General features: G+C 36.7%; 23 protein-coding genes and 1 other annotated feature (1 of these 24 only partly in view). All 23 genes read left to right on the forward strand.

What is annotated here, in order from left to right; all coding sequences use genetic code 11:
- Positions 1-23 precede the first annotated feature (23 nt).
- The 23 genes from LCM23_RS20100 (at position 24) to LCM23_RS20210 (ending at position 22,856) form a co-directional block, all read left to right on the forward strand.
- The gene (locus tag LCM23_RS20100) at positions 24-1,970 is read left to right on the forward strand and encodes a stage V sporulation protein D (protein ID WP_224938532.1); all 1,947 of its coding nucleotides are present in this window, start codon (positions 24-26) and stop codon (positions 1,968-1,970) included.
- A gap of 305 nt (positions 1,971-2,275) precedes the next feature.
- Positions 2,276-3,748, forward strand: coding sequence for a UDP-N-acetylmuramoyl-L-alanyl-D-glutamate--2,6-diaminopimelate ligase (locus LCM23_RS20105; RefSeq protein WP_224938533.1), 1,473 nt, complete (start codon positions 2,276-2,278; stop codon positions 3,746-3,748).
- 124 nt (positions 3,749-3,872) lie between these two features.
- On the forward strand, positions 3,873-4,847 hold the full coding sequence (gene mraY / locus LCM23_RS20110; RefSeq protein WP_095369616.1) for a phospho-N-acetylmuramoyl-pentapeptide-transferase: 975 nt from the start codon (positions 3,873-3,875) through the stop codon (positions 4,845-4,847).
- Positions 4,847-6,199 carry a UDP-N-acetylmuramoyl-L-alanine--D-glutamate ligase gene (murD, locus tag LCM23_RS20115; RefSeq protein ID WP_224938534.1) on the forward strand — a complete coding sequence of 451 codons (1,353 nt, stop codon included), beginning with the start codon at positions 4,847-4,849 and terminating at the stop codon, positions 6,197-6,199. Before mraY ends, murD begins: the two co-directional genes overlap by 1 nt.
- Positions 6,200-6,309: 110 nt before the next feature.
- Entirely contained in the window at positions 6,310-7,410 is a 1,101-nt protein-coding gene (gene spoVE / locus LCM23_RS20120) for a stage V sporulation protein E (RefSeq protein WP_224938535.1), read from the forward strand.
- 276 nt (positions 7,411-7,686) lie between these two features.
- Positions 7,687-8,784 carry an undecaprenyldiphospho-muramoylpentapeptide beta-N-acetylglucosaminyltransferase gene (gene murG / locus LCM23_RS20125; protein ID WP_224938536.1) on the forward strand — a complete coding sequence of 366 codons (1,098 nt, stop codon included), beginning with the start codon at positions 7,687-7,689 and terminating at the stop codon, positions 8,782-8,784.
- Between the two features lie 65 nt (positions 8,785-8,849).
- Positions 8,850-9,758 carry a UDP-N-acetylmuramate dehydrogenase gene (murB, locus tag LCM23_RS20130; protein WP_224938537.1) on the forward strand — a complete coding sequence of 303 codons (909 nt, stop codon included), beginning with the start codon at positions 8,850-8,852 and terminating at the stop codon, positions 9,756-9,758.
- 162 nt (positions 9,759-9,920) lie between these two features.
- Positions 9,921-10,721, forward strand: a complete 801-nt coding sequence (locus LCM23_RS20135; protein ID WP_318247544.1) for a cell division protein FtsQ/DivIB — start codon at positions 9,921-9,923, stop codon at positions 10,719-10,721.
- A complete protein-coding gene (locus LCM23_RS20140; protein ID WP_224938538.1) occupies positions 10,687-11,400 on the forward strand; it encodes a DUF881 domain-containing protein in 714 nt (237 codons plus the stop codon). Before LCM23_RS20135 ends, LCM23_RS20140 begins: the two co-directional genes overlap by 35 nt.
- Before the next feature lie 57 nt (positions 11,401-11,457).
- Entirely contained in the window at positions 11,458-12,189 is a 732-nt protein-coding gene (locus LCM23_RS20145) for a DUF881 domain-containing protein (protein ID WP_224938539.1), read from the forward strand.
- Positions 12,189-12,551, forward strand: a complete 363-nt coding sequence (locus LCM23_RS20150; protein ID WP_095369611.1) for a small basic family protein — start codon at positions 12,189-12,191, stop codon at positions 12,549-12,551. The genes LCM23_RS20145 and LCM23_RS20150 overlap by 1 nt, the downstream gene beginning before the upstream one ends.
- Before the next feature lie 149 nt (positions 12,552-12,700).
- Positions 12,701-13,984, forward strand: a complete 1,284-nt coding sequence (gene ftsA / locus LCM23_RS20155; protein WP_095369610.1) for a cell division protein FtsA — start codon at positions 12,701-12,703, stop codon at positions 13,982-13,984.
- Between the two features lie 157 nt (positions 13,985-14,141).
- Complete coding sequence (gene ftsZ / locus LCM23_RS20160) at positions 14,142-15,308, forward strand: cell division protein FtsZ (RefSeq protein ID WP_224938540.1); 1,167 nt, start codon at positions 14,142-14,144, stop codon at positions 15,306-15,308.
- 368 nt (positions 15,309-15,676) lie between these two features.
- Complete coding sequence (gene spoIIGA, locus LCM23_RS20165; RefSeq protein WP_224938541.1) at positions 15,677-16,597, forward strand: sigma-E processing peptidase SpoIIGA; 921 nt, start codon at positions 15,677-15,679, stop codon at positions 16,595-16,597.
- A 38-nt stretch (positions 16,598-16,635) separates the two neighbouring features.
- Positions 16,636-17,355: an RNA polymerase sporulation sigma factor SigE gene (sigE, locus tag LCM23_RS20170; RefSeq protein WP_095369607.1), complete on the forward strand. Its 720-nt coding sequence runs from the start codon at positions 16,636-16,638 to the stop codon at positions 17,353-17,355.
- Between the two features lie 145 nt (positions 17,356-17,500).
- A complete protein-coding gene (gene sigG / locus LCM23_RS20175) occupies positions 17,501-18,280 on the forward strand; it encodes an RNA polymerase sporulation sigma factor SigG (RefSeq protein WP_191812371.1) in 780 nt (259 codons plus the stop codon).
- Between the two features lie 356 nt (positions 18,281-18,636).
- A complete protein-coding gene (locus LCM23_RS20180; protein ID WP_224938542.1) occupies positions 18,637-18,915 on the forward strand; it encodes a YlmC/YmxH family sporulation protein in 279 nt (92 codons plus the stop codon).
- A gap of 59 nt (positions 18,916-18,974) precedes the next feature.
- Positions 18,975-19,793 carry a peptidoglycan editing factor PgeF gene (gene pgeF, locus LCM23_RS20185; protein ID WP_224938543.1) on the forward strand — a complete coding sequence of 273 codons (819 nt, stop codon included), beginning with the start codon at positions 18,975-18,977 and terminating at the stop codon, positions 19,791-19,793.
- A 4-nt stretch (positions 19,794-19,797) separates the two neighbouring features.
- Positions 19,798-20,475: a YggS family pyridoxal phosphate-dependent enzyme gene (locus tag LCM23_RS20190; protein WP_224938544.1), complete on the forward strand. Its 678-nt coding sequence runs from the start codon at positions 19,798-19,800 to the stop codon at positions 20,473-20,475.
- 15 nt (positions 20,476-20,490) lie between these two features.
- Positions 20,491-20,982 (forward strand): cell division protein SepF, encoded by a 492-nt coding sequence (locus LCM23_RS20195; protein WP_224938545.1) that lies wholly within the window; start codon positions 20,491-20,493, stop codon positions 20,980-20,982.
- Between the two features lie 7 nt (positions 20,983-20,989).
- On the forward strand, positions 20,990-21,256 hold the full coding sequence (locus LCM23_RS20200) for a YggT family protein (RefSeq protein ID WP_224938546.1): 267 nt from the start codon (positions 20,990-20,992) through the stop codon (positions 21,254-21,256).
- A 163-nt stretch (positions 21,257-21,419) separates the two neighbouring features.
- Entirely contained in the window at positions 21,420-22,196 is a 777-nt protein-coding gene (locus LCM23_RS20205; protein ID WP_224938547.1) for a YlmH family RNA-binding protein, read from the forward strand.
- 144 nt (positions 22,197-22,340) lie between these two features.
- The gene (locus LCM23_RS20210; protein WP_095369599.1) at positions 22,341-22,856 is read left to right on the forward strand and encodes a DivIVA domain-containing protein; all 516 of its coding nucleotides are present in this window, start codon (positions 22,341-22,343) and stop codon (positions 22,854-22,856) included.
- A 74-nt stretch (positions 22,857-22,930) separates the two neighbouring features.
- Positions 22,931-23,035, forward strand: a binding site (T-box leader); it runs 146 nt beyond the window's last position.

Consider the following 23,035-nt stretch of genomic DNA (forward strand, 5'->3'; position numbering starts at 1 on the left):
AAAAAGGAGGGTTCGTTCCATTTATGCGTGTATCTAATGTAACCGTTCGAAAAAGATTAATTGCTGCATTATTTATTGGGTTATTTGTGTTTTTAATTATTGATGTTCGCTTGGGCTATGTCCAATTTTTTATAGGAAATGTTCTCACAGATGGGGCCAAAGAATTATGGAGTAGAAATATCCCTTTTGAGCCTGAAAGAGGAGAAATTGTTGATCGGAACGGAGTCGCTTTAGCAACCAATGTAAGTGCACCAACGGTTTACGTCGTCCCGCGACAAATTACCGAGCCTGACGATGCTGCTGAAAAGTTAGCCGCTACACTTCATTTATCTAAAGAGAAAGTATTTGAAGAAATTACAGAGAAAAAGTCGAGTGTAAGAATTACTGGTGGCAGAAAAATCACCCATGAAAAAGCAAAAGAAGTAAGATCATTAAATATAGATGGTGTATATATCGGTGAGGATTCTAAAAGGCATTATCCGTTTGGCGATTATCTATCCCATGTCCTCGGTTTTGCTGGCGTTGATAATCAAGGGCTGATGGGTCTCGAATTATACTACGATAAAGAACTAAGTGGAGAAAAAGGATCGGTCAAGTTTTATGCTAATGCCAAAGGACAAAGAATGAATGATATGGCTGACGATTATCAAGCACCTGTTGACGGTAATACATTAAAGTTAACTGTTGATACAAAAGTACAAACAATTATTGAGAGAGAACTTGACAATGCCGAGGCTAAGTATAATCCTGATGGGTTAATAGCGATTGCGATGGATCCAAATACAGGAGAAATTCTTGGAATGTCTAGTAGACCGACATTTGATCCTGCAAATTTTCGTAATGTACCTGCAGATGTGTATAATCGTAATTTACCTATTTGGAGCTCCTACGAACCAGGATCAACTTTTAAAATTATTACATTGGCAGCCGCATTAGAAGAGGGGAAAGTTGATCTAGATCATGACCATTTTCACGATCCAGGTTATGTAGAAGTAGGCGGAGCTAAGCTTCGCTGTTGGAAAAAAGGTGGACATGGTTCACAAACCTATTTAGAAGTGGTACAAAATTCTTGTAACCCAGGTTTCGTTAATCTTGGTGAACGGTTAGGAAAAGAAACCTTATTTAAATATATTCATGATTTTGGTTTTGGAGAAAAAACGGGGATTGACTTGCAAGGAGAATCTACAGGAATACTATTTAACTTAGATAAAGTAGGGCCAGTAGAGCAAGCGACAACGGCATTTGGTCAAGGGGTATCAGTCACACCCATTCAGCAAGTTGCCGCCATTTCTGCCGCCATAAACGGGGGAACATTGTATACACCATATATTGCTAAAGAAATCGTTGATTCTAAAACAGGCGATGTCATAAAACAAGTCACACCTGAAGCGAAACGAGAGGTAATATCAAAAGAGACATCAACCGAGATTCGCAGAGCATTAGAAACCGTAGTTGCTCAAGGGTCAGGTAAGAATGCATTTGTTGAAGGGTATAGAGTAGGTGGTAAGACAGGAACAGCCCAGAAAGCTCAAGGTGGTAAATATCTGGAAAACAACCATATTGTTTCCTTTATTGGCTTTGCACCAGCTGACGACCCTGAGATTGTCGTTTATACAGCTGTTGATAATCCGAAAGGGACGGTCCAATTTGGTGGTGTTGTAGCGGCTCCGATTGTTGGTAACATTATTGGTGATAGCTTACGAGCTATGGGAGTTGAACCTAGGAAAGATCAAGTAGAAAAAGAGTATGCTTGGCCAGATACACCGCTTTTAGAAGTACCTGATTTAGTAGGTATAACAAAATTGGAGTTAGGTGAGATGATGATTAACCTTCAAATTGAAGCTAGTGGACAAGGAGATACAGTTGTAAAACAATCGCCTCTTCCTGGTACAAAAATCAAAGAAGGTTCCACCATACGCCTCTATTTCAACGATGAACAGCATGATGACACTGAGGAAGGCGGCGATTAAAAGCCGCCTTTTTCTAAGTTTATGATTATAATCAATCATCATATGTAACAAAGGAGCTAGAGATTGAGTCCAATTATTAGTAAGGTTTAAATGGCGTATAATGGATGAAAAGAAGGCTTTTGGTGGATCAAGTGCTATTATTTTTATAGAAAAAACCGTTTAAACGAGGCATTTATAAGAAACTCATAGAAAATTATCGCTGAATCATGTAAAATATTATACGCCTATCACCTTTAACGCATAGGTTAGACAAAATGATCGTAAAAATGTTTTATGAGAAGTTTGTATGAGAGGAATGGATTTTTATGAAATTACATACGTTGCTACAAAAGTTGCAACCTTATCTTCAATATAATGATGTAGACAATATTGAAATTCAATCAATTGAAAATGATAACCGTAAAGTAGAAGAAGGTAGCTTATTTGTTTGTATAAAAGGCTACACAGTTGATGGTCATGACTTTGCTGCTTCAGCTGTCGAAAAAGGAGCAGTAGCCGTTATTTCTGAGAAGGAGCTCTCCTTAAAGGTACCCGTGATTGTTGTGAAGAGTACAAGAAGAGCACTATCTTTACTTTCAGATGCCTTTTACGGGCAGCCAAGTCAACAGTTACACTTAATAGGTGTGACAGGTACAAATGGGAAAACAACGACAACACATATCATTGATAAAATTTTATCAGATGCTGGTCAAAAAACGGGTCTGATGGGCACAATGTATACTAAAATTGGTCAGCAAAAATATGAAATTAAAAACACAACGCCTGAGAGTCTTACTTTACAGAGAACATTTAAAAAAATGAAAGATACTGGCGTCACATCAGCAGTGATGGAAGTGTCATCTCATTCATTAGATGAAGGTAGAGTACATGGTTGTGATTTTGATGTAGCTGTATTTACAAATTTAACGCAAGACCACCTAGATTACCACCATACAATGGATGAATATCGTCGTGCTAAAGGTCTTCTGTTCGCACAACTGGGGAATGCCTATCATTATGATCGACCGAAATATGCTGTTTTGAATGTAGATGATCCAGCGTCATATGATTATGAAAAATCAACTTCCGCATATATACTAACGTATGGAATTGATCGAGATGCGGACTTTCGGGCAAGAAATATAGAAATGAATGCTTCTGGGACCACATTTGAATTAGACAGTCCAATCGGAAACTATTCTCTTCATATTCAGTTAATAGGAAAATTTAGTGTATATAATGTATTGGCAAGTATTGCTGCAGCTTTTGCTTCTAATATTTCTATGGAGCAAATTATCCAGTCTGTTGAAAGTGTAGCTGGCGTTGCAGGGAGATTCGAAACGGTAGATGCTCATCAAGATTTCACCGTTATTGTAGATTACTCTCATACGCCAGATAGTTTAGAGAATGCATTAAAGACAGTGCAACAATTAGCAAAGAAACGAATCTTTACAGTTGTCGGTTGTGGAGGAGATAGAGATCGTACGAAAAGGCCTTTAATGGCTCAAATTACTTGTAAACATAGTACTGATGCTATATTTACATCTGATAATCCCCGTACCGAGGACCCTGAAAGTATTTTAAAAGACATGGAAGCTGGTGTGAAAAACGAATCTTATGTTTCAATTATTGATCGAAAAGAGGCTATACAATATGCAGTGAATCAGGCAGAACCTGGGGATTGTATATTAATAGCAGGTAAAGGTCATGAAACATATCAAATAATTGGTCATGAGCATTTTGATTTTGATGATCGATTAGTAGCGAAGGAAGCCATTGAAAAAAAAGAAAACAAGTAGTAAATGACTAAAAAAATAACACGATCATGAATGATTGATTGAAAGGTTTAGAATATATGATAAAACGATTAAGAAAAAAACAAGTAAAACAATTCTCAATACCCGTTAAAGGTTGTGAACAATGATGATGGAGCAAGTGATATTATTTACAATTATTCTAGGTTTTTTAATTACCGTACTCATTTCTCCTTTGTTCATACCTTTTTTAAGGAGACTTAAATTCGGTCAAAGCATAAGAGAAGAAGGACCAAAATCCCACCAGAAGAAAACCGGGACGCCTACAATGGGTGGCTTAATGATTCTGTTTTCAATTACATTAAGTACGCTCATTATGACTGCTAAATTCCAAGGACCGACAAGTACCACATATTTGCTGCTTCTCGTTACTTTAGGTTTTGGTTTATTAGGATTCTTAGATGATTTTATTAAGGTAGTGATGAAAAGAAACTTAGGTTTAACTTCATTGCAAAAACTAATCGGACAGATTATTATTTCAATAATATTCTTCTTTGTATTAAAGCAAACCGGTTTTAGTACAGAAGTAGCGATTCCTTTAACTGATTTTTCCATTGATTTAGGATGGGGCTATGCCTTATTTATTATTTTTTGGCTCGTTGGGTTTTCAAATGCTGTGAACTTAACAGACGGGTTAGATGGATTGGTAAGTGGGACAGCAGCAATCGCATTTGGTGCATTTGCCGTCCTTGCTTGGAGTCAATCATTATTTGAAGTATCCGTGTTTTCAGTAGCAGTTGTTGGTGCACTTCTTGGATTTCTTGTATTCAATGCACATCCAGCCAAAGTTTTTATGGGTGATACAGGATCTCTTGCTTTGGGTGGAGCAATTGCGGCGATTGCCATCATGACAAAGTTTGAACTGATCTTACTAATCATAGGCTTCGTATTTGTTATTGAAACATTATCAGTGATTATTCAAGTAGCTTCTTTCAAGACAACAGGTAAACGTGTATTTAAAATGAGCCCATTACATCATCACTACGAGCTTGTAGGGTGGTCAGAGTGGCGCGTTGTTGTGACATTTTGGACAGTAGGTCTTCTTTGTGCCATTCTCGGAATCTATGTAGAGGTGTGGATGTAATGAAAACAGTGAATCATTATCATCATAAAAAAATACTCGTGTTAGGACTTGCTAAAAGTGGTGTCGGTGCGGCATCTTTACTACATAAGTTAGGTGCTTTTGTAACGGTAAATGACTATAAACCTTTAGATGAAAATCCGGAGGCACAAAGCTTATTACAGCAAGGTATTACCGTGATTTGTGGAAGCCATCCAGTCGACTTGCTTGATGAAGGGTTTGAATATGTGGTAAAAAACCCTGGCATTCCATATAGCAACCCTATTGTCCAAGGGGCGATTGATAGAGGGTTGCCGGTTATTACGGAAGTAGAACTTGCTTATCAAATCTCCCAAGCTCCATTTGTTGCTATTACTGGTACAAATGGCAAGACAACAACGACAACGCTCATTAATGAAATCTTTCAGGCTGCTAATAAGTCTTCGCTTATTGCTGGTAATATCGGAAAGGTATCTTCTATCGTTGCGGAAAACGCGAAGAAGGAGGATACAATTATTATTGAGTTGTCTTCTTTTCAATTAATGGGAATTGAAGCATTTCGCCCGAAAATTGCTATTTTAACCAATCTTTATGAAGCACATATTGATTATCATGGCACAATGAAAGAATATATCAGTGCAAAAGCGAATATCACAAAAAACCAAACGAAGGAAGATTACTTCATTGTAAATGCTGATCAAGAGGCAGTGATGGAAGTAGCTGCCCATTCGAAAGCGACAATTATCCCGTTTTCTACCACTAATGAGTTGGAAAAAGGTGGATATGTCAAGGACGGCATTATTTACTTTAATGAGGAAGCAATTATATCTATTGCTGATATTGTTCTTCCAGGGGCACATAACTTAGAAAACATACTATCTAGTATCATTGCTGCCAAATTGTCCGGTATTGATAATGAAGCCATCTATCAAGTTTTAACGACTTTTCAAGGAGTAGCCCACCGTCTACAGTTCGTTGGCGAAAAGGATAAAAGACGTTTTTATAATGATTCAAAGGCAACAAATATTTTAGCGACAACGAAAGCTTTAGCTGCCTTTGATCAGCCTATTGTTCTTCTAGCTGGCGGTCTTGATCGTGGTAATGCCTTTGATGAGCTTATACCAGCACTTACAAATGTGAAAGCTGTCGTAACTTTCGGTGAGACGGCTGAAAAAATTGACGCTGCTGCCGCTCATGCAGGGATAAAAAGCATTCTACATGCCAATAATGTGGAAGATGCTGTGCCACTGGCTTTTGACCTTTCAAAAGAAGGAGATATTATCTTACTTTCGCCCGCGTGTGCAAGTTGGGATCAATATAAAACTTTTGAAGTAAGAGGAGACATTTTTATAGAAGCGGTGCATAAGCTTAAGTAAAGGGCTTGTCTGCCGGTTCAAATGATCCTATTCCTTGAGCTAAGATTGATTTTGTTCGGTAGAGGAAACTGCAAACAGCCCTAAAACTTGCATTTAGAGGTGTGTTGACTTTGCCAACTAAAAAAGCCACTCCAGATATGATATTAATTATTGTTACGCTCATGCTCTTAGCTGTTGGATTAACGATGGTTTATAGTGCCAGTGCCATTTGGGCAGATTACAAGTTTGATGACGCTTTTTTCTTCGCAAAAAGGCAGTTACTATTTGCAGTTGTGGGTTTAGTAGCCATGTTCTTTCTTATGAATGTTGATTATTGGACATGGAGAACATGGGCAAAAGTCATCATCATTGTTTGTTTTGTGTTGCTATTATTAGTATTAATACCTGGTATAGGAAATGTTAGAAATGGGTCAAGAAGTTGGATAGGGGTTGGTGCATTCTCTATTCAACCTTCCGAGTTTATGAAACTAGCGATGATTGCTTTTCTCGCTAAGTTTCTTTCCGAAAAGCAGAAACTCATTACCTCATTTAAGAAAGGCTTAGTACCTTCATTAGGCCTAGTATTTCTTGCTTTCGGCTTAATCATGTTACAGCCTGATTTAGGCACGGGAACTGTAATGGTAGGGACTTGTATAGTAATGATATTCGTGTCAGGTGCAAGAATTAAACATTTTGCATTTTTAGGTTTGATCGGTATAGGAGGCTTTGTTGCTTTAGTACTCTCTGCACCTTATCGAATCAAAAGAATTACTTCCTTCTTAGATCCTTGGGAGGACCCTTTAGGAAGCGGATTTCAAATTATACAATCTCTTTATGCAATTGGTCCAGGTGGGTTATTCGGTTTAGGTTTAGGAGAAAGCAGACAGAAATTCTTCTATTTACCAGAACCACAAACAGATTTTATTTTTGCCATATTATCTGAGGAATTAGGTTTTATAGGGGGCACATTCGTGATTTTACTCTTCGCTCTTCTTTTATGGAGAGGAATTAGAGTAGCGCTTGGTGCACCAGATTTATATGGTAGTTTTTTGGCAGTAGGGATTATCGCCATGGTTGCCATACAAGTAATGATTAATATTGGTGTAGTCACAGGTTTAATGCCAGTAACTGGTATCACTTTACCATTCTTAAGTTATGGAGGATCTTCATTGACCCTTATGTTAATGGCTATTGGTGTGCTGCTTAATATTAGTCGGTATTCTCGTTATTAATGAAACCCATTTTAGGGTTTCTTTTTTTGCTGATAGGAGAATCGCAAATTAAAAAAGAATATATAGTTAAAGCTTCAATTAAGTGGTATTACTTGGGTTAATTTGTTAGTGTAGAACATTCATTTATTTCAAAAGGGAAAGAGTTTTTCCAAATTCATTACATTTGCATGACATTGTAGGTTATCATTTCTTCCTTTCAGTGCAAATATAGTAGAATAGGATAAAGTAAGACTAGTAAACAGTAAGGAAACTAACAGCTTTGTTTGAGGTGAAAGCATGAAAATTGCATTAAGTGGTGGTGGCACAGGTGGACATATTTACCCTGCGCTTGCCTTAATACGAGAAATTCAAAAGCAAGATAAAAACACAGAATTCTTATACATAGGTACTAAAAATGGGCTAGAGGCATCAATTGTTCCTCGTGCAAATATACCTTTTCAGTCAATTGAAATTTCAGGATTTAAAAGAAGCTTATCTTTAGATAATGTGAAAACGATTTGGCGCTTCTTAAAAGGTGTTCAAGATAGTAAAAAAATGTTGAAGGAATTTCAGCCAGATGTCGTAATTGGTACAGGTGGTTATGTATGTGGGCCAGTTGTATACGCTGGTGCCAAGTTGGGAATTCCAACAATCATTCATGAACAAAATAGTGTACCTGGTTTAACTAATAAGTTCCTTAGTAAATATGTTGATAAAGTGGCTGTATGCTTTGATGAAGCTGTGGCAAGCTTTCCTAAAGGAAAGGTAGTTATGACGGGGAATCCTAGAGCAACAGAAGTGCTTGGACAAAATGCCATTAATGGTAAATTATCTGTCGGTCTAGATCCAGCTAAACCATCTGTGCTGATTTTCGGTGGTAGTAGGGGAGCAAGGCCGATTAATGATGCCGTGTTAAAAACATTTACCCAGTTAGCATCTAGGCCGTATGAAGTATTATATATCACCGGTGAGGTCCATTATGAAAGTGTAAAGAAAGAGGCTGAATTGGCTGGAAATCCCGATAATATCAAAATCAAACCTTTTATTCATAATATGCCAGAAGTATTAGCGGGAACGGACCTTGCTGTAACGAGAGCGGGTGCAACAACCCTTGCTGAATTAACATCATTAGGCATCCCAAGTATATTAATACCAAGCCCATATGTAACGAATAATCATCAAGAAAAGAACGCGAGAGCATTAAGCGACCATGGCGCAGCAGAATTACTCCTAGAAGGAGATTTGAGTGCGAATAAATTAATTGAATCGATTGACCGGATTTTATTAGATGAGGACAAAATTGTCGCAATGAAATCTGCTGCAAAGAAGATAGGCGTCCCAGATGCAGCCGATCGGTTATATAATGTCATGAAAAAATTAATGAAAGATAAGTAGTAATGTAGCCCATTCTTGATGGTATTAGCATAATATAGAATGACGATACAGAGAGGGCGGATGTTATGCAGAGCGTATTTAGTGAGTTGAAAAACGTTATAAATGGAACGGTGAAAGAAAAAGAACCGCTTGCTTATCATACAACGATGAAAATAGGTGGACCGGCCGATATTTTTATTGAACCTAAGACAATAGAAGATTTGCGTAAAGCGATGGATGTTATTGTCTCGCATAAAATGAAATGGACTGTCATAGGAAGAGGCTCTAATTTACTAGTAGCTGATGATGGCATTGAGGGAGTAGTTATTAAATTCGGTAAAGGCTTTACCCACCTCGAACTAGAACAGGAACTCCTGAGGGTCGGTGCAGGATATCCCCTTGTAGCATTAGCTACCAAAGTGAGTAAACAAGGGTATGCAGGGCTAGAATTTGCAAGTGGAATTCCTGGTTCTGTTGGTGGAGCAGTCTTTATGAACGCAGGTGCACATCAATCAGATATCGCAGCTATCCTTGAGAAAGCGAATATCCTTTTTCCGAATGGTGAAATGCACTGGTTAACAAGCGAAGAAATGAAATTTTCGTATCGAACGTCTATTTTACAAAAAGAACGACCTGGCATTGTTGTTGAAGCGATTTTTCGCTTAGTGCAAGGAGAGAAAGAAGCGATTACTGGTAGGATGTTACGTAATAAGGCTTATCGAAAAGAAACACAACCATGGGATGCCCCTTGTGCAGGGAGTATTTTTAGAAATCCACTACCACATCATGCTGGTCAGCTGATTGAAGCAGTTGGTTTAAAGGGGCATTCACTTGGAGGTGCCCAAATCTCGCCCATGCACGGGAATTTTATCGTGAATAGTAATCAGGCAACTGCTGAAGATGTTTTGGGTCTGATTCAACATGTGAAGGATACGGTATTAGCAGAGAAGGGCATAGCATTGCAAACTGAAGTTGAAATAATTGGGCGCGAGTAGCGAAAAAGACCAACTTCCATTCCAATTATTGTGATATAATCATTCAATAGAATGATGATAAGTGAATAAAGATTTAGGTATATTATCTCATTATGTTAATATATTAGTTTAATTAACCGAAAATAAGGATATATGCTGTGAGTAACGATGTACGAGGTGATGATGCTGGAACAAGGAAAAATAGTATCCATTGAAGATAGAATTCCTAAATTAAAACAGCAGAGAAAAAAGAAAGCGAACCGTAGACTCATTTTCCTACTTATTTTCTTTTTATTTCTGATTGCCTTAGTAGTTTATTTCCAGTCACCGTTGAGCAATATAAAAGCAATTAAAGTATCAGGTAACACTGTCTTCAGCAATGAAACGATTGTAGAACAAAGTGGATTAACTGAAGATATGAATATATGGAAAGTTGATGAAGCTGAGATTGAGCAAGTGCTTTTAAAACTACCAGAAATGAAAGAGGTAAAAGTAGCAACTGAGTTTCCAAATACAGTCGTTATTTCGGTGAAAGAACATAAACGAGTAGCTTATATTATGGAAGGTGAGGATTATATACCCGTTCTTGAAAACGGTAAAACTCTCTCAGTAAAAGGTGAAAGTGAGTTCCCAGCCAGTGCGCCTATTTTATTTCAATTTTCTGAAGGAAATGTGTTAGAGAAGATGATTGCGTCTCTTGGTCAATTACCAGAAGAAGTTCGTAATTCAATTTCAGAAATACACGCGACACCTAAAGAAACAGATAAAGAGGCAATTACGCTATATATGAATGATGGATATGAAGTAATCGCTACATTAGCAACCTTTGTCGATAAAATGTCTCATTACCCGGCAATTGTCGCTCAACTTGATCCCGATGTAAAAGGAATTATTGATTTGGAAGTGGGCTCTTACTTTAAGCCTTATGGCGAAGGGGGAGCTAATGAGAATGAAAAAAAACAAGAAGAGGAAGTTGAAGAATAATCAGGTTATCTTTTCACTTGTTTTCATTGGATTAGGTTTTCTGATTGCTTATTCCTTTCAATTGGCGAAAGATACAAAAGGTGACAGTAGTATAACGAGTAACCAGTGGGAGAGGGATCAGCAATTAAGAAGTGAATTGATTGATTTGGAAGAAAAAAATCTTAGCCTTCAACAAGAATTGTACAAGACTCAAGATGCTCTGCAAGAAATAGAAAAGGAATTCTCTCAAGATGAGCAAGTATATAGTAATCTTGCCGAGGATGCCGATAAATATCGAATGTATTTAGGAAAAGTCAAAGTGAGTGGCCCTGGTGAAAATGTCACTCTCTTGGACGGGGAATACAATCCTCAAGCCGATTCAGCGAATAATTACATCGTACATGAACATCATGTGTTTCAAGTTATTAATGAGTTATACATTGCCGGTGCTTCAGCTGTCGCCATTAATGGTCAGCGTTTAACGCATTCCTCTTATATTGTCTGTAACGGACCAGTCATTGAAGTGGACGGGAAGCAACACCCAGCCCCATTTGTTATATCTGCGATTGGAGATGCGGATGTTCTCACATCGGCACTAAATATTGCTGGCGGCGTTAAAGACTTACTTGTCAATGAAAATATTCAGTTTTCATTAGAAAGTAAATCAGAAATCATAATGGACCCGATAATTGGTAGTTAGTGCTTTTTCTATCATGATAGGTGTAATAATTGATGGAAAAAGAAGATAGGTGAAACGATGAACAAAAAGCAATGGGGTTTTACAATAATTACAGTCTTAATTGGTGTCATGCTAGCCATTCAGTTTAAAACGGTCAAGAATACAGATGTAAGAGATACAAGAGATACATGGCAATTGCGGGAAGATCTGCAAAATGAGGAAGCATTACGGCTTGAGTTGCTAAAGGAAATCAGATCACAAGAAGAAAAAATAGCGCAATATGAAAATAATATAGCTGCTAATAAGGAAGAGATTCTGAGAACAACATTGGATGAGCTCAAAACAGAAGTAGGGTTGACAGAAAAATCAGGTCCAGGTTTGATATTAACGATACAACCTATTGCTGAGGAATTGACTATCGGCTCACAAGTGGGGAAGGTCACACCCGATTTATTGAAGAGGTTATTAAATGAACTCAACCGTTATGGTGCGAAAGAAGTAGCAATCGGTGGTCATCGGGTAATCAACTCTACTGTGATAAGAGATATTAATAATATAACGAAAATAGATGGTTACTCTATTCAGACCTTACCGTTAGAATTGAGGGTTATTGTAGAGAATGAGCATGATGCGGAACAAATGTATAAAAGAATGCAAGTTTCTAAATCTATAGAAGACTTTTTTATAGAGAATTTAACACTCGATATAGAACTAGCGGAAAATGAGATTACTGTACCAGCCTACAATGAACCAATTCACATGACTGATATGAAGGAGGCGGGCAAGAAGAGCGAAGGAGGACATTCATAATGTGGCTACCCATCTTAGGTTTATTTATCGGGTTGTTTATCGGGTTTATGACAGATTTTCAAATTCCCGATGAATATGCCAATTACTTATCAATCGCTATTCTTGCTGCACTTGATACACTTTTTGGTGGTATTAGAGCCCATTTACAAGATGTATATAGTGAAAAAATCTTTGTATCCGGATTTTTCTTTAATATTATGCTTGCAGCAGGTCTTGCTTTTCTAGGGGTTCATCTTGGTGTAGACTTATATTTAGCAGCTGTATTTGCCTTCGGTGTGAGGTTATTTCAAAACATCGCTGTTATTCGAAGGATTTTATTAGCCAGGTGGACAAGTAAGAATGAAAATTTAGAAAAAAATTGATTTTAAAAAAGGGAATAGTTTAGTTTTGACGAATAATTTTATTAATATCAAATTTGGTTTATCAGTTTAATATATAAAGGTTTTATAATGAAAACTGCAAGAGTAAGTAACTAAAAAAAGTAGACTCGCAAAAAGGGAGGTGCCACAGAATGAACAGCAATGAAATATATGTCAGCCTTGACATCGGTACATCCAGTGTAAAGGTAATCATTGGTGAGATGGTCAATGATTCTTTAAACATTATTGGTGTTGGCAATGTAGCTTCCGAAGGATTAAGAAAGGGCTCCATTGTTGATATAGATGAAACCGTTCATTCTATTAGAAGAGCAATTGAACAAGCTGAAAGAATGATTGGCATGGAGATTAGAAGAGTGATAGTAGGTATCACAGGTAACCATGTTATGCTTCAGCCTTCTCACGGTGTAGTCGCCGTGTCAAGTGAAAATAAGGAAATCTCAGATGATGATGTAGCGCGTGTAATGGATGCTGCCCAAGTGGTATCAGTGCCACCTGAGAGAGAAATTATTGATGTTATCCCAAGGCAATTTATTGTAGATGGATTAGATGAAATCAATGATCCAAGAGGTATGATTGGTGTAAGATTAGAAATGGAAGGTACCATCATAACCGGATCTAAAACTTTATTACATAATACGCTTAGATGCGTTGAACGCGCAGGCCTAGAAATTATGGATATAACCCTTCAGCCGTTAGCAGCAGGTGCTTTCGCCTTATCTAAAGATGAGAAAAACTTAGGTGTGGCACTCGTTGATATAGGTGGTGGTTCAACAACGATTGCTATTTTTGAAAATGGTGTACTAAAGGATACAAGTGTATTGCCTGTTGGAGGGGAACATATCACTAAAGACTTATCGATTGGTTTACGAACTTCAACTGAAGATGCTGAAAAAATTAAGATAAAACATGGGTATGCTTTTTATGATCACGCTTCAGAGGAAGAGGTATTTAGTGTACCAATTATCGGCAGTGATCAACATCAGCAATTTAATCAGCTAGAAATAGCAGATATTATTGAAGCAAGAATGGAAGAAACCTTTGATCTTATTCAACATGAGATAAGAAGGCTAGGGGCATCAGACCTTCCAGGTGGTTATGTCTTATGTGGAGGGGTTGCAAATACGCAAGGGGTATTAGAACTTGCTCAAGTAGTCTTCCAGAATAGAGTGAGAATAGCCGTACCTGATTATATTGGGGTTAGAGAACCACAATATTGTACAGCAGTTGGCTTAATACAGTTTGCATATAAAAATGCAAAGATTCAAGGAAAGAACATGGAGGCAATTGTCGATCAGCCTGAAGCAAATGAAAAGAGAACACAAAAGCAAACGCAGCCGAAGAAAAGCACAGAAAAAGAGCCGGAACAAAAAGTGACATCAAGAGTTAAAAAGTTCCTTGGATACTTTTTCGAGTAGCAAAAACAAAACATTGTATTGTAATAGATTAATAGCAAGGCAGATTGTAAATTTACAGTAGATGTTAGTTAGCTATTAAACAGTTAATCATCAAGATAAATGAGCGAATCGAAAAAAAGGTGTTCTTAGGAATATCGACGAATTAGGAGGATTTGTCATGTTGGAATTTGATACGAATTTAGATTCATTAGCAACGATAAAAGTAATTGGAGTTGGTGGCGGAGGAAATAACGCCGTTAACCGTATGATTGAGCATGGTGTACAAGGTGTTGAATTTATTGCAGTGAATACAGATGCTCAAGCACTAAACCTATCCAAAGCCGAAGTAAAGATGCAAATTGGTGGTAAATTGACAAGAGGGCTTGGTGCAGGTGCCAATCCAGAAGTAGGAAAAAAGGCAGCTGAAGAAAGTAAAGAGCAAGTTGAAGAAGCATTAAAAGGTGCAGATATGGTATTTGTTACTGCTGGAATGGGTGGAGGAACAGGTACTGGTGCTGCTCCTGTAATAGCTCAAATCGCACGTGATTTAGGCGCTTTAACAGTGGGTGTTGTGACAAGGCCTTTTACATTTGAAGGTCGTAAACGTTCTACTCAAGCAGCTGGTGGAATAGCTTCTATGAAAGATGCTGTGGATACATTGATTGTCATCCCTAATGATCGTTTATTAGAAATTGTAGATAAAAGTACACCGATGCTTGAAGCATTCCGTGAAGCAGATAATGTTCTTCGCCAAGGGGTTCAAGGTATTTCAGATTTGATTGCCACACCTGGTTTGATTAACTTGGACTTCGCTGATGTAAAAACAATTATGTCCAATAAAGGTTCTGCACTTATGGGAATCGGATTAGCTGCAGGAGAAAATCGAGCAGCAGAAGCTGCCAAGAAGGCCATCTCTTCTCCATTATTAGAAAAGTCTATTGATGGTGCGCAAGGGGTTCTGATGAATATTACAGGCGGATCAAACTTAAGCTTGTATGAAGTACAAGAAGCAGCAGATATTGTTGCATCAGCATCAGATCAAGATGTTAATATGATCTTTGGTTCTGTTATCAATGAGGATTTGAAGGATGAGATTGTTGTAACAGTTATCGCGACTGGCTTCAATGAAGAAGTTATTCAAACAAAGCCTTCAAAGCCGGCATTCGGCCAGAATAAAGGGAACGTTGGTGTAGGATCACAGGTGCAAAAGCGTGAAACGTATCGTGAACGCGAGCGGGAAGAAGCTGCAACACATGAGCAGCCAACAAGGAATACAGCAAAGGAACATCCAGAAGATACATTAGATATCCCAACGTTTTTAAGAAACCGTAACCGCAGAAGATAATTCAATTTGTGTAAGAAAGCTAATGTCCTAATTTAAGGACATTGGCTTTTTTTTGTTTTAAAAAAAGAATGCCCCACAAATAGATGTACGATTAGTAAAATACTTTTTTATATTAATGTTAATCAAAGATAAGAACTCTCTAAAAAGTTAGTCATATTAAAAACTGCCCCATTTTCGCCATTCCCCCCAGTTGAGACAGACCGCAAAAAACTGACAAAAAAAGAAAAGAATAGTGAAAATTTCTGCTGTTTTACCAACAGAAAGTGACATCTTTATCTTGATGAATAGGCTATACTTTTTTTAGCACATCAATAAGACAGCCACCCATAAGAATATACATTGTTAGTTTTAGGGGGGAAGAAGGCAGATTGGCCATTTATTTAGATATTATTTGGGCATTAAATTTGTTGTTTGATAGTCTTCTCCTATATTTAACGTCTATTCTTCTGAAAATCGAAGTTAAATTATGGAGAATAGCCACAGGAGGTTTGGTAGGCTCAATAATAATCTTATTATCCATTACACCGATTCATGCATACTCCAGTCATCCAATAGGTAAGTGGTTATTTTCTATTTTCATGGTTTTTATTGTATTTGGTTTTAGAAGATTAACATTTTTTATTAAAGCGTTAAGTACATTTTATGCAGTAACCTTTTTAATCGGTGGTAGTTTAATTGCTGTTCATTATTTTATTCAATTTGATTTAGATCTAACATCAACCGTGATGCTTGCATCCGTAAAGGGCTTTGGTGATCCTATTAGCTGGCTGTTCGTATTATTAGGTTTCCCTATTGCCTGGCATTTTTCAAAGAAAAATTATGATTCTATTGAAATGACCAAGATCAATTATGAGTCAAATGTGAATGTCCAAATTCAACTAAAAGGCGAAACTTATGAGTTCCAAGGTCTAATAGATAGTGGTAATCAGCTTTACGATCCATTAACAAGAGTACCTGTGATGATTGTTTCGATTGACCAGTATAAAGAGTCTTTTCCAGAAGCGATTACGACAATGGCAAAAGATCCAGATGGTGCGATAGAAGGCAGGTGGGAAATCCCGAACGATTGGATGTCAGTTGTCCGCGTGATTCCTGCAAAGGTGGTCGGTAACGATAATCAAATGCGACTTGCCCTCAAACCAGAGAAAATTACTTTGGTTAAAGATAATGAAGTCATTGCAGTGGATAAAGGACTAATTTCATTTACTATGCAAAAATTGTCCCCAGAGAATCGCTTTCAATGCATCGTACATCCAAAAATGTTAACAGGTGCAAAGAAGGTTAGTTAAATTGCATGAGAAATAAACCATTATAGGGAGGAGAAAGAGTGCGTAAACTTAAATTTCGCTTATCATATTATTGGTATAAGCTTTTAATGAAATTAGGTTTAAAGACAGATGAAATATATTATATAGGTGGTAGCGAAGCTCTTCCCCCGCCACTTAGTAAAGAAGAAGAAGCAATATTGTTAAACAAGCTTCCTAAAGGAGACCAAGCAGCAAGGTCAATTTTAATTGAACGGAATTTGCGTTTAGTAGTGTATATTGCACGCAAGTTTGAGAATACAGGCATTAATATTGAAGATCTCATTAGTATAGGAACTATTGGCTTAATAAAGGCAGTAAATACTTTTAATCCGGAGAAAAAAATCAAACTGGCTACATATGCCTCACGATGTATTGAAAATGAGATATTAATGTATTTACGTAGAAATAACAAAATTCGCTCGGAAGTCTCGTTTGATGAACCACTTAATATTGATTGGGATGGGAATGAATTATTATTATCAGACGTTCTTGGCACAGAGGAAGATATAATCACTAAGGATTTAGAAGCAAATGTCGATAAAAAGCTTTTAATCAAAGCACTTCATCAATTATCTGATAGAGAAAAACAAATCATGGAATTGCGTTTTGGACTTGGTGAGGATGAGGAAAAAACACAAAAAGATGTTGCCGATATGCTTGGGATTTCTCAATCCTATATTTCAAGATTAGAAAAAAGAATCATTAAACGTTTGAAAAAAGAATTCAATAAAATGGTGTAAAAAAATTTTTTTCGTCGTTGAAATATCTGTTAAATAAAGGATATTTCTTTTTTTTGCAATTTATGCGCATTTTTCTTGTGCATATTTTTCCTTCTCGCGGAGATACTGATTTTTGTACAGCAGCTCCTGTGAGGAGGGAATGGGATTGACTCGAAATAAAGTAGAAATTTGCGGAGTAGATACATCAAAGCTTCCAGTACTAAAGAACGAAGAAATGAGAGCACTCTTCAAGCAAATGCATAATGGAGATATATCAGCAAGGGAGAGCCTAGTAAATGGGAACCTCCGACTCGTTTTAAGTGTCATTCAACGGTTTAATAATAGGGGTGAATTTGTTGATGACTTATTTCAAGTTGGCTGTATCGGTCTTATGAAATCTATTGATAATTTTGATTTAAGCCAAAATGTAAAATTCTCCACTTATGCTGTTCCTATGATTATTGGAGAAATCCGTAGATATTTACGCGATAATAATCCAATAAGGGTATCTCGTTCCTTACGTGATATCGCCTATAAAGCCTTGCAGGTAAGAGAACGCCTAATGAGTAAAACTTCAAAAGAACCAACAGCTGAAGAGATTGCGAAAGAATTGGATATTCCGCATGAAGAAATTGTTTTCGCCCTTGATGCAATACAAGATCCTGTATCACTTTTTGAGCCTATTTATAATGATGGCGGCGACCCAATCTTTGTAATGGATCAACTCAGTGATGAAAAGAATAAGGATATTCAATGGGTAGAAGAGCTTGCACTGAAAGAAGGCATGAGACGCCTGAATGATCGAGAAAAAATGATATTACGCAAAAGGTTTTTTCAAGGAAAAACACAAATGGAAGTTGCTGAAGAAATTGGTATTTCTCAGGCACAGGTCTCACGCTTAGAAAAAGCAGCTATTAAACAAATGAATAAAAATATTCAAAGCTAATATGCCAGGAGAGTTTGACACAAATGTGTTAAGCTCTTTTTTATTTGTATGGATGTGAGTGCTATTCCAAAAAAGATGCTTCCGTGAGAGCTTGCATAACATAAGGGAAAATGTAAGAAATCTCATAGAAAATATATACAAATAGGTAAAACTGGATACAATATTTGATTTGCATTAACGGACAAAAGCAGAAGAACTACTTCGCAAAAAAGTAGGATACACCTACAATACATGCTTGCTTGACAAATATTATAAGTAAACATCTTGAGATCTACTTAGTCTCAAATCACACCAAATTTGAACTCGGTATTTTTAATCTTTCTCAACATATATTGTAATAAAAGGAGGCGTTTTAGATGATGAGGATCTCAAGTTTTCAAATGAAAGATGTTATTAATGTTGCAGATGGTAAGAAGTTAGGATTTATTAGTGATATTGATATCGATGTAGAAACTGGGAAAATAGACTGTATTTTCATTAGTCAACAAAACAAGATGCTTCCTTTTTTTAATAAGCTGGAGGATATTGTGATTGAATGGGGCGATATCTTAAAGATTGGGGAGGACGTGATCCTTGTCCGTTTTCCTCATCAATATCAATTAAATGAACCAAAAGAAGAATATAGCAATCGATAGTTATAGCTGTAAACCTTAATCGCAATATGGTAAACTAAAGAAAAAAATGGGGAAAGTGTATGGAGCCATTTCAATTAACGAATGAAAAATATTTGATCATAAAACATTGGTTTGAAAAATATGGACTTACCTGCGGGTTTACAACTAAAAATGATGGGTATAGTGACAAAGTTTACACATCGCAAAACTTTGGCTTTCATGTAGGTGACCAACAAGTGCATGTTATACAAAATCGAATAGCATTAGCACAAGAATTACAATTTCCATTAGAGAATTGGGTGGGAGCAGAACAAACTCATGGTGTTCATATTGAATATGTTCAAACTAAAGATAGAGGTAAAGGCGCAAAAGAGTATGATACAGCATTTGCTGCTACAGACGCCTTGTTTACAGATGAAAAAGATTTATTATTAACCATGTGTTACGCTGACTGTATTCCACTATATTTCTTTCATCCAAAGAGTCAGCATATGGCTGTTGCTCATGCAGGATGGAAAGGGACGGTCTTTGAAATCGCTAAAAATGCGATTGCTGCCTTCCGTGAAAAAGGAATTCATCCACAAGAGGTCGAAGTTGTTATAGGCCCGGGCATATGTCGCTCTTGTTATATTGTAGATAATCATGTTATTAACAAGGTGAACGATTGCCTAGGAGAAATAGCTCCTAGTGTTTATAATGAAATAGCTAAAGGTCAATATCAATTAGATTTAAAACGATGTAATCAGCTCTTATTGCAGAAATATGGTGTTTTACAAGATAATATTCATACTACTGAATATTGTACAAGCTGTCATGACTCCTTGTTTTTTTCACACCGAAGAGATGACGGAAAAACGGGTAGAATGATGAGCTTTATTGGTTTGCGTGAGGAGGAATAGCATCTTGAATGTACAAACAAACCTAGAGAATATACAGGAAAATATACAAGCTGTTTGTGAGAAAGTTAATCGTTCTAGTGATGAAGTGAAAATTATCGCTGTGACAAAATATGTATCAACAGAAAGAGCGCAGGAGGCAATTGCCGCGGGGGTTAATAACCTTGGAGAAAATCGTGATGAAGGCCTATTAGAAAAACAAGCTGTCATTAAAAATGGGGCTGTTTGGCATTATATCGGAAGCTTACAATCTAGAAAAGTAAAAAATATCATCAATAAGGTGGATTATATCCATTCATTAGATCGTATGTCTCTGGCAAAAGAGATTGAAAAGCGAGCGAATAAACCAATTAAATGCTTTATACAAGTTAATGTGTCTGGAGAAGATTCGAAGCAAGGGTTATCCAAAGAAGAAATCATTCCTTTTGTTAAAGCACTGTCAGATTTTAAACAAATAGAAGTAGTTGGTCTAATGACAATGGCACCACTTACAAGTGATGAGACAGTATTAAGAAATTGTTTTCGAAATTTGAAGTTACTTCAGCAAGAAGTATTATCCCTTCAATTATCTCATGCACCGTGTAAAGAATTATCAATGGGGATGTCCAATGATTATCAAATTGCTATTGAAGAAGGGACAACAATGGTCCGTATAGGAACGGCTTTAGTTGGAAAAGAAAAGTAAGGAGGCTAGGTGCAGATGAGTATAAAATCAAAGTTTAAATCATATTTCTTTTTAGAAGACGAAGAAGACAACTATGAGACAAGAGAAGATGATTACGCTAACAGTAGGGATCGTAAAGAAGAGCAAGAAACAACCTCTGTGCGGGCTTCTCAAAGGCAGCATGCTGCAACAAAACAAAATGTCGTAAGTTTACAATCCGTCCAAGGACAAGGCGGTCAGCAAAAATCATCAAAAGTTGTCCTTGTGGAGCCGCGCGTCTATGCTGAAGCTCAAGAAATTGCTGATCAATTGAAGAATAGAAAAGCTGTTGTGGTTAATCTTCAAAGAATTGATAAAAGCCAGGCAAAGCGCATTGTTGATTTTTTAAGTGGAACTGTGTATGCCATTGGTGGAGATATACAAAAAATTGGAATGGACATCTTTTTATGTACACCTGAAAATGTCGAAGTATCTGGTAATATTTCACAAATGATTCAGGAACAGGAAGAAGAAAACTCGAGGTGGTAAATTAAATATGGCAACTTTATTTTCGATTATTATAACAGCCGTGGAGATTTATTCATGGGCATTGATTATATACATACTCATGTCATGGTTTCCGAATGCAAGAGAATCTAGTATTGGGCAAATTTTAACAAAAATTTGTGAACCCTTTCTTGAACCATTTAGACGTGTCATTCCGCCAATTGGTGGGATGTTAGATATTTCGCCGATTGTAGCCATATTAGTATTAAATTTAGCTACATCCGGAATTAGACAAATATTTTTTTGGATGATGTAGAAAATACGAGCTAATGCTTAGCTCGTATTTTGTTTTTTCAATGACTATTCATCGGGATTCTAAGACAATTGTAAAACAAATAAAAAATAAATGTTATACTATTATACAATTGTTAAACATAGTTAGGCTTTTCTTGCCTAACCAGTTTTAAAGGAGTAAGCAAATGTCAAATCTATATCAACATTTTCGTACGGAAGAGAGAGAGTTTATTGATCAAGTGTTAAGTTGGCGACAAACGGTTGAACAAACGTATGCGCCTAAGCTTACAGATTTTCTCGATCCAAGGGAACAAGATATTTTACACACCATCATTGGTTCTCAAAGTGATGTGCGCGTACAATTTGACGGTGGACATAGAAACGCTGAAAGAAAACGCGCGCTTATTTTTCCAGATTATTTTATACCGGAAATGGACGATTTTCGCTTAGAATTATACCAAGTAAATTATCCGCATAAATTCGTATTAATCGAGCATCCTCAAGTACTTGGAAGCCTGATGTCACTCGGATTGAAAAGAAGTAAATTTGGAGATATTTTGTTTGAAGGTCATACGATACAAGTAATTGTCTCTAAGGAAGTATCCTCTTATATTTCTATGCAATTAGAATCTGTTGGGAAAGCTTCTGTTCAACTTGAAGAAAAGCCATTTGCATCTGTTATCGATGCAAAAGAGCAGTGGCAAGAAAAAGTTTTTACAATGTCATCCTTAAGACTTGATACGCTGATTGCATCGATTTATAATTTTTCTAGACAAAAGGCGCAACAACTCATTTCTGCAAAAAAAGTAAAAGTAAATTGGGCAATGAAAGAAAATGTAGCATTCGATTGCCGTGAGAGTGATACAATTTCAGTAAGAGGCTATGGGCGCTGTAAGGTTATTGCGATTGAGGGAAAAACGAAGAAAGAAAAATGGAAAGTAGTTGTCGGTATACAAAAATAATCTTTTTTAGCTATAATGATTATAGTGTGTTACCGATATAAAATTGAAAGTGTATCGAATTTTATGCAGGAATCTGCAAGAAACTGTCGAATTACATGTTAACAAATGTACATAATTTGACCAACTGATCTAGGAGGTGGCCTTATGCCATTAACACCATTAGATATTCATAACAAAGAGTTCAGCAAAGGTTTTCGTGGATATGATGAAGATGAAGTAAATGAGTTTTTAGATCAAGTGATTAAAGACTATGAAATCATTATTCGTGAGAAGAAGGAATTAGAAGAGCGTTTAAACGACTTAAATGAAAGAGTCGGACATTTTAATACGATCGAAGAGACGTTAAATAAGTCGATTGTTGTTGCGCAAGAAGCTGGGGAAGAAGTGAAGCGAAACGCACAGAAAGAGGCAAAGTTAATTATTCGGGAAGCGGAGAAAAACGCCGATAGGATTGTGAATGAATCATTATCTAAAGCAAGGAAGATTGCGCTAGATATAGAAGATTTGAAAAAGCAATCGAAAGTATTTAGAAATCGTTTTAAAATGTTAATTGAAGCCCAATTAGATATGCTGCAGAATGATGACTGGGACCACTTAATGGAGTATGAGCTAGATACAACAGAATTAAAGTCTACAAAAGAAGAAGAATCTAGAGTATAAGATACTTTTATCTTTTAAGATAAACGACGACTTGACGAAGTTGTATCCTATCGCATATAATCTAGAAAAAACATGATAAAACGATGACAGGGATAGTAGCATTCTATCTTACTTAAAAGAGTGGATTTCCACTTCAGCGATTCAGGGTAGGTGAAAGCCTGATATTAAGAAGAAGAATT

Source organism: Cytobacillus kochii, assembly GCF_020171845.1.
Lineage (GTDB): Bacteria > Bacillota > Bacilli > Bacillales > Cytobacillaceae > Cytobacillus > Cytobacillus kochii.

Excerpts from the sequence above, each read along its gene's own strand:
- murG (WP_224938536.1), top strand. The coding sequence starts at position 7,687 with ATGAAAATTGCATTAAGTGGTGGTGGCACAGGTGGACATATTTACCCT.
- ftsA (WP_095369610.1), top strand. The coding sequence starts at position 12,701 with ATGAACAGCAATGAAATATATGTCAGCCTTGACATCGGTACATCCAGT.
- mraY (WP_095369616.1), top strand. The coding sequence starts at position 3,873 with ATGATGGAGCAAGTGATATTATTTACAATTATTCTAGGTTTTTTAATT.
- LCM23_RS20200 (WP_224938546.1), top strand. The coding sequence starts at position 20,990 with ATGGCAACTTTATTTTCGATTATTATAACAGCCGTGGAGATTTATTCA.
- LCM23_RS20145 (WP_224938539.1), top strand. The coding sequence starts at position 11,458 with ATGAACAAAAAGCAATGGGGTTTTACAATAATTACAGTCTTAATTGGT.
- LCM23_RS20100 (WP_224938532.1), top strand. The coding sequence starts at position 24 with ATGCGTGTATCTAATGTAACCGTTCGAAAAAGATTAATTGCTGCATTA.
- LCM23_RS20205 (WP_224938547.1), top strand. The coding sequence starts at position 21,420 with ATGTCAAATCTATATCAACATTTTCGTACGGAAGAGAGAGAGTTTATT.
- murB (WP_224938537.1), top strand. The coding sequence starts at position 8,850 with ATGCAGAGCGTATTTAGTGAGTTGAAAAACGTTATAAATGGAACGGTG.
- LCM23_RS20180 (WP_224938542.1), top strand. The coding sequence starts at position 18,637 with ATGATGAGGATCTCAAGTTTTCAAATGAAAGATGTTATTAATGTTGCA.
- LCM23_RS20210 (WP_095369599.1), top strand. The coding sequence starts at position 22,341 with ATGCCATTAACACCATTAGATATTCATAACAAAGAGTTCAGCAAAGGT.
- pgeF (WP_224938543.1), top strand. The coding sequence starts at position 18,975 with ATGGAGCCATTTCAATTAACGAATGAAAAATATTTGATCATAAAACAT.
- LCM23_RS20140 (WP_224938538.1), top strand. The coding sequence starts at position 10,687 with ATGAAAAAAAACAAGAAGAGGAAGTTGAAGAATAATCAGGTTATCTTT.
- ftsZ (WP_224938540.1), top strand. The coding sequence starts at position 14,142 with ATGTTGGAATTTGATACGAATTTAGATTCATTAGCAACGATAAAAGTA.
- LCM23_RS20135 (WP_318247544.1), top strand. The coding sequence starts at position 9,921 with ATGCTGGAACAAGGAAAAATAGTATCCATTGAAGATAGAATTCCTAAA.
- murD (WP_224938534.1), top strand. The coding sequence starts at position 4,847 with ATGAAAACAGTGAATCATTATCATCATAAAAAAATACTCGTGTTAGGA.
- LCM23_RS20105 (WP_224938533.1), top strand. The coding sequence starts at position 2,276 with ATGAAATTACATACGTTGCTACAAAAGTTGCAACCTTATCTTCAATAT.
- LCM23_RS20150 (WP_095369611.1), top strand. The coding sequence starts at position 12,189 with ATGTGGCTACCCATCTTAGGTTTATTTATCGGGTTGTTTATCGGGTTT.
- LCM23_RS20195 (WP_224938545.1), top strand. The coding sequence starts at position 20,491 with ATGAGTATAAAATCAAAGTTTAAATCATATTTCTTTTTAGAAGACGAA.